The 6880-nt window shown below is 36.3% G+C and carries 7 protein-coding genes; all 7 read left to right on the plus strand.

What is annotated here, in order from left to right; translation table 11 throughout:
- On the plus strand, positions 1-340 hold a 340-nt coding region (locus G396_RS10625; RefSeq protein WP_034907925.1), incomplete at its 5' end, for a DUF2335 domain-containing protein.
- 406 nt (positions 341-746) lie between these two features.
- On the plus strand, positions 747-1601 hold the full coding sequence (locus G396_RS0108390; protein ID WP_051221257.1) for a VOC family protein: 855 nt from the start codon (positions 747-749) through the stop codon (positions 1599-1601).
- A gap of 150 nt (positions 1602-1751) precedes the next feature.
- Complete coding sequence (locus G396_RS0108395; RefSeq protein WP_006418135.1) at positions 1752-3470, plus strand: septation ring formation regulator EzrA; 1719 nt, start codon at positions 1752-1754, stop codon at positions 3468-3470.
- Between the two features lie 92 nt (positions 3471-3562).
- Positions 3563-4708, plus strand: a complete 1146-nt coding sequence (locus G396_RS0108400; protein ID WP_006418540.1) for a cysteine desulfurase family protein — start codon at positions 3563-3565, stop codon at positions 4706-4708.
- Positions 4709-4731: 23 nt separating this feature from the next.
- The gene (gene thiI, locus G396_RS0108405) at positions 4732-5949 is read left to right on the plus strand and encodes a tRNA uracil 4-sulfurtransferase ThiI (protein WP_006418492.1); all 1218 of its coding nucleotides are present in this window, start codon (positions 4732-4734) and stop codon (positions 5947-5949) included.
- 67 nt (positions 5950-6016) lie between these two features.
- A complete protein-coding gene (locus G396_RS0108410) occupies positions 6017-6520 on the plus strand; it encodes a thiol peroxidase (RefSeq protein ID WP_006418438.1) in 504 nt (167 codons plus the stop codon).
- A gap of 95 nt (positions 6521-6615) precedes the next feature.
- On the plus strand, positions 6616-6880 hold a 265-nt coding region (locus tag G396_RS0108415), incomplete at its 3' end, for a helix-turn-helix domain-containing protein (protein WP_028125693.1).

Raw genomic sequence — 6880 nt, forward strand, 5'->3', positions numbered from 1 at the left:
AGGACCAATACCAAATCCTGAAATGTTAAAAGAATTCAATGAAGTTATTCCTAATGGTGCGGATAGAATTATGAAAATGGCAGAAAACCAATCTAATCACAGAATTGAAATAGAAAATAAAGTAGTTGATGCCAACAACAGAGATAGTTTGCTAGGTGTAATCTTTGCTGGAATTATTGGAATTATAGGATTGATATCAGGTGTATGTTTGATTTATTATGATAAGCAATTAATTGGGTCTTTTTTTGCAGGTGGTACTTTGGTTAGTTTAGTAACAGTTTATTTAAGAGGTACTCATCTAGATAAACAGGATTTAAAAAGAAAAAATGAAGATGAATAGTATTAAAGCACAACCCGTAAAAGAGTTGTGCTTATTTTTATGGCGCTGGCAAGCGATGTTTTGAATACGTAATTGAATACGTAATTTGATTTTTTTCTACCTTTTATATAGGTTTATATGGTGTATAAATTTTAAAGAACCTGTTATTATCAAGGGCTTAAGATTTATGAGAATTGATGTAAATTCAAAATCACAACAAATTAGGCTAATCTTTATTTTAAACTTACCAACCATAAATACTGACAAATCAGTATTTATGGTTTTTTTATTGTAAAAAAGGCATGTATATGTTGAATTGTTTATAAAAGATTTTCTAACAATATTAAATTCTAATTGACATTTGAATGAAGTGTGGTATATTATTTCTAATTCGAAATAAATTTTATAGAAAAGAAGGTAATTTATAATGTATCCTTATCAATCAGAATTTGAATTAGGTCCTGTCCGTTTAAATGTGGCTGGTCTAGACCGGATGAGTCGCTTTTACCAAGAACATTTGGGCATGGATTTATTAGCGAGTGATGAAAAGAGTCGAACCTTAGGTGTTCCGAGTCGTCCGCTAGTTATTTTAAACCAAGCAGAAGATCAAGTTGAAACCCAAGCCAGCAATGGCATTTATCATTTTGCCATTTTGCTGCCGAGTCGAGCTGCTTTAGGGAATGTTTTGCGCCATTTTATCCGGATGCAAACACCTTTAATTGGTGCTTCTGACCATGGCTACAGTGAAGCACTATATTTAGAAGATCCTGAAGGCAATGGTATTGAAATCTATCGTGACAAAGATCAAAGCGAATGGACTATTTATGAAGATGGAACAATCAAAGCCATCACTATTGAAATGGATGCTAATGGGGTATTTGCTGCTGCCGATAAACCAGACCAAGTTTTGAAATTAGAAAAAGACTCTGTCATGGGCCATTTTCACTTGTCAGTGACGGATACTCAGAAGGCCCAAGAAATATATGGTCAAGCCTTGAATATGAAAGATAAGACCCCAATGCCTACCGCCACTTTCTTAGCTTCTGGTTCTTATCATCATCATGTGGCAGCTAACCGTTGGTCAGGAAGTCATTTGTTAAAACGAAAACCAGGCCAAGTAGGCTTGGAATCAATAAGTTTCATCTATCAAGACCATGCCTTGTACCAGGCTGCCTTAGACCGGTTTGCGGCAATTTCAGACTTTAAGTCTGTGACCCAAGAGGATCAAGTAAATGAATTTGTAGATGGTTTTGGCATTAAAATTCGCCTGGAAATAAAATAATGCTTTTATATTCTAAATCACTCGGTTGATTATTTATAAGTGAAGAAAGTGCTTCCTTCAAATATTTTTCTTTGAATCATAGTCTATTAATGCTATAATTTAGTGTGATAATTTGCCCCCATAGGCTCGGGGCAGTAGAGGAGCGAAAAGATGAGTTTTGTAGATATCTTATTTATCATCGTCATCATCATAATTGTAGCAGTAGGGATTTTTTACTATTTAAAAACACAGCGCAAAAAAGAGATTGCTGAGTTGGAATTACGGAAAGATGAAATGATGAATGTGTCCATTGCGGACCAACTATATACCTTAAAAAATATGGAACTTTCCGGTCAGACTAAAAGACAATATGAAACCTTGGTGGCTAATTGGCAAACCATCACCAATTTCAAATTTACTGAAATTGAATCAGCCTTAGTCGGGGCTGAGCAGTATACTGAACAGATTAATATTGTAAAATCTAAGGCAACCATTGAAGAAGCTCGGGAAATTATTGAAGAGACTGAAGTCCAAGTTGCTGATTTGAACCAATCTTTAACTGATTTGTTGGAAGTAAGTAATCAAAATCATGAGCGGTCGGAAGCTTTGTTAGAACGATATAATACTGCCCGTCAAGCCATCATGAATCATAGTTTTGATTATGGTCCTGCAATTGAAACACTTGAAAAAAATCTGCAATATTTAGAATTAAACTTTAGTCGTTATAATGAATATACGAATAACGGCGATCATTTAGAAGCAGAGTCTATGTTAGAAACCCTTTCTTCTGATTTAGAATCATTAGAAGATATTTTAAAGAAATTACCTTCTATGTACGATAAAATCAAAAATGAATACGAAGATATGATCGAAGATTTACGTGATGGTTATGATCGTATGACCGCTGCAAATTTCAAGTTTGACCAAGAGGATATACTTGATCAAATTAATCAAATTCAAGAAAAATTGAATGAAGCCAAAGCCTCAATTAAGAATGCTGATTTAGCAGAAGCACAAACCCTAATGGATAAGGCGGACCGTGAAATCGACTCCATGTATGATTATATGGAAGCAGAGGCAGAAGCGAAGCATAGTGTAGGGCAACAAATTACTCAGTTAAACGCCTTGTTCGAACAAGTACATGAAAACAATCGGTATGCTGGTATTGAAGTTGATCGCATTGCTCAATCTTATATTTTACATGATAATGAACTGGAACGTGTGAGTGAATTTGCTAACCAAATTGCCAGTGCCCAGGAAGAGTTCAGTCAAATTAAGCATGACTTAGAAGAAGACAAGTTAGTTTATAGTCAAGTTGAATCTAAAATGGATAAAATGCTTAAACGTTTGACTGAAATTGATCAGAACCAGAAAGATTTGGTTAAAGAGTTGACTCAATTGAGTGTCCGTGAGAAGAATGCTAAATCATCTTTAGATTTATTTGAACTTGATATGCGTAACATGAAACGTCGATTGGAAAAACAACATTTACCTGGCTTAGACCAATCTTATTATGATCTTTTTTATAAGGTAACGGATCAAATAGAAATGTTATCAAAACAATTGAATCATGTCCGTATTGACATGGATGAAATTGATTTACTTGAAGATCAATTAGAGGCTCAAATAGCAAAATTAGATGAACTAACCGAAGAAATTCTAGACAACGCAACTTTAACAGAGTATATGATTCAACACTCTAACCGTTTCCGTTATGATTATCCTGAAATGGATCAAGCAATTCGTGAAACTGAATATCTTTTTTATGATCAATATCGGTATCGCGATGCTTTATCAGTGATTGAAAAAGCTCTCTATCGGGTAGACCAAGAAGGGCCGACCCAAGTTCGCCGCATGTATCATCATGAAAAACAAAATCGTATTTATTAATTAATTACATAAAACAGACTACTTTCTTGTTAACAAGTTCTTGTTACTGGAACCCAGTCTGTTTTTTCTTTGCAATAGCTAAGGAGGAATCTATGTATTATTTTGACAATTCTGCCACAACCCAACCTGACTCACAAGTAATGGAGACCTATTTAAAAGTTAGTCAAGACTACTTTGCTAATCCTTCCAGTGTTCATAAACTTGGAGTTAGGTCCCATCAACTCTTAGATGCAGCCCGAAAACAAGTGAGCGAGATTCTAGGTTTTGCAAGTAATGAAATATATTTCACTTCTAGTGGAACAGAATCTAATAACTGGGCGCTTCAAGCAATAGTAGACCATTATCATGATTTGCATCCGAATAAATCTAAACTATTGATTTCAAGTATTGAGCACGCTTCTATGACCAAGCAATTTGATTTATTAAAAGAGCGGGGCTATCAAGTAGAGCTCATTCCAGTAGATAGTCAGGGATTTTTGAATTATGAATGGTTACATAGCCACCTAGATAACCAAGTCTTATTAGTTTCTACTATGTTAGTCAATAATGAAGTGGGAATGATTCAAGATTTAGATCGATTGACCGCCTTATTAAAGCAATTTCCTCAAGTAATTTGGCATGTGGATGCTGTTCAAGCAGTCACCACGTGTCTAGATGAATGTCGCCATGAACGAATTGATCTCTTAAGTTTATCAAGCCATAAATTTCATGCGCCGCGTGGGGTAGGAATTTTGGCCAAGCGCAGTCGGATAGAGAATCAACCCTTCATCTATGGCGGTGGGCAGGAAATGGGGCAAAGGTCTTCAACTGAGAATCTGGCAGCAATTGTGGCAACAGCTCAAGCTCTAAGAAAGATGTCTGAGCAACAAGGTCAAATTAAACAAAAATTAGGTCAATTTAATCACAGGATTCGTCAGACTTTAAAAGAAAATGGTTGGCAGGTTCATAGCCCAGAATCAGGTGCGAGCAGTCATATTATTTGTGCTAGTTTTGCCCCTATCCCGGGTGAGGTTTTGGTACATGCCTTTGAGGCTGAAGAAGTATATATTTCTACAACCTCTGCCTGTTCTAGTCGCGTTAGAAGTGACCATGCGACCCTCAGAGCTATGGGCCTTGCAGACCAAGAAAGTGAGTCTGCCATCCGTATCTCTATGTCTAGTCAGACTGAAGCGACCGAAGTGGACTATCTCCTAGAAACCATTCATAAAATCAGCCGAAACTTAAAAATTGGTAAATAATTTGAAGTGAGAAAGGAAAATCTATGCAAGAAAAACAAATAGTCATTCATTATGGTGAATTATCAACTAAAGGACGCAACCGGAAAATGTTTCAGACCCGGCTAGCTGACCAAATTCGTCATAAAACAAGTAAAATTGAAAAAGTAAAAGTCGTACCGCAACATGATTTTATGTATGTTAAGTGGCAATTAATGACTTATGAGGATATGGTTGCCATTTTAAAGGATATTCCTGGAATTTCTCGTTTTGAACCAGTTTACGAAGTGTCTAAGGAGATGGGGGAAATTGAAGCAGAGGCCCTTAGACTTTTTGAAGAAATAGGACCTAAAGACGGCGAATCTTTTAGAATCGTTGCTAAGCGCCAAGATAAAAGTTTTCCATTGAAAACTTATGATATTCAAAGGCAAGTTGGAGCAGTCGTTGGCCAAGCCTTTCCGGTAATGAATGTAAATTTAAAACATCCCGATTATACTTTAACCGTTCAAATTGGAGTTAAAGACCAAGCTTTTCTCAGTCTACAATCATATCAAGGGCTACAGGGCATGCCTTATGGGTCTTCCGGCAAAGGCTTATTAATGCTTTCAGGTGGCTTTGACTCACCTATTGCAGGCTATTTGATGATGAAACGGGGGATGGAACTTGAAGCGGTTCATTTCGCCAGTCCGCCTTACACCAGTCCTCAGGCCTTAGAAAAAGCCAAGAAACTGACCGCTAAATTAGCCCATTATGGTTTGCCTTTAAAATTGCATGTGGTTCCTTTTACCAAGACCCAAGAAGCAATCAAAGAACATATTCACGATAATGAATCAATGACGGTTATGCGGCGAATTATGCTAAGAATTATGGACCAGTTATTAATTCGACAAAAAGCAAATGCCATTGTGAATGGTGAGTCACTTGGGCAGGTGGCTTCGCAAACAATTGATAGTATGAGGGTGATTAATGCAGTAACCAATAGTCCTATCTTGCGACCATTAATTGCTACAGATAAGAATGACATAATTAATTTGGCTCAAACAATAGATACCTATACTATTTCTAATGAACCCTATGAAGATTGTTGTACTGTCTTTGCACCAAGCTCCCCTCATACTAAACCCAAAGAAGCAACCATTGAAGAACTAGAAGACCGCTTAGATATTGATAGCTTAGTTTCAGAAGCACTGGCACAAGTCGAAACATTTGTCATTGACGAAGATTATATACAAGCGCAAGCTGCTGAGTTTCAAACATTACTCTAAGCATATATTTGTTATCTTAAAACAATCCTTGTTATACTACACTTATCAAGTAGAAAGGGTGTTGTTTATGTCAGTGCAAGAAGTTAAGTTTAAAGGTGAACCAATCGAAGTTAAGGGAGACCAACCCCAAGTAGGGCAAGCTGCTCCTGATGCCAAGTTAACTAATTCTAAAGGTGAAAAAGTTCAATTAAGCGATGTCCTTAAAGACAAAGTGACAATTATTTCAGTGATTCCAAATGTCTTAACTCGGACTTGTGAATTACAAACTAAACAATTTGCCGATAAAACAAAAGACAAAGGGTATCAATACATCACTGTTTCGCGTAATTCTGTCGATGAATTTAACCAATGGAATGAAGAAAATGAACTCGATGTGAATACTTATTCCGATTTGGATAAAGAATTCGGTAAAGCTTACGGCTTAGATATTGATTTAATGGATGCACCTTTATTAGCTCGCTCTGTTTTTGTAGTGGATAAAGATGGTGAAATTAAGTATAGCCAAATTGTTCCTGAAGTTTCAGAAGAACCTGATTATGAGCCAGCTTTAGCCGCTGCTGACGCTTTATAATCTAAACTAAAAGTAAAGTTAAAAAAGGCAGAGACCCTAGAGTGTAGTGCCCCCAAAAAGTTGGACCAAAATCTAACTTTTTGGGGGTATTTATATTGTCAAAATATAGTTATGAATTTAAACGAAAGATTGTTGAAGAATATTTAGAAGGAGCAGGCGGTTACAAATATTTGGCAAAAAAATATCAGGTTAAAAGTGATAGTACCATCCGAAAATGGGTTAATGCTTACCAAACCCTAGGTGAGGAAGGACTATTGCGTTGTCGACAAAATAAAGTTTATCCTGTTGAATTCAAGTTAGAAGTAGTACAATCTTACTTGACAAGTGAGAAAAGCTATCAATCTCTAGCGAATCAATATG

The organism is Eremococcus coleocola DSM 15696, assembly GCF_000428865.1.
Classification (GTDB): Bacteria; Bacillota; Bacilli; order Lactobacillales; family Aerococcaceae; genus Eremococcus; species Eremococcus coleocola.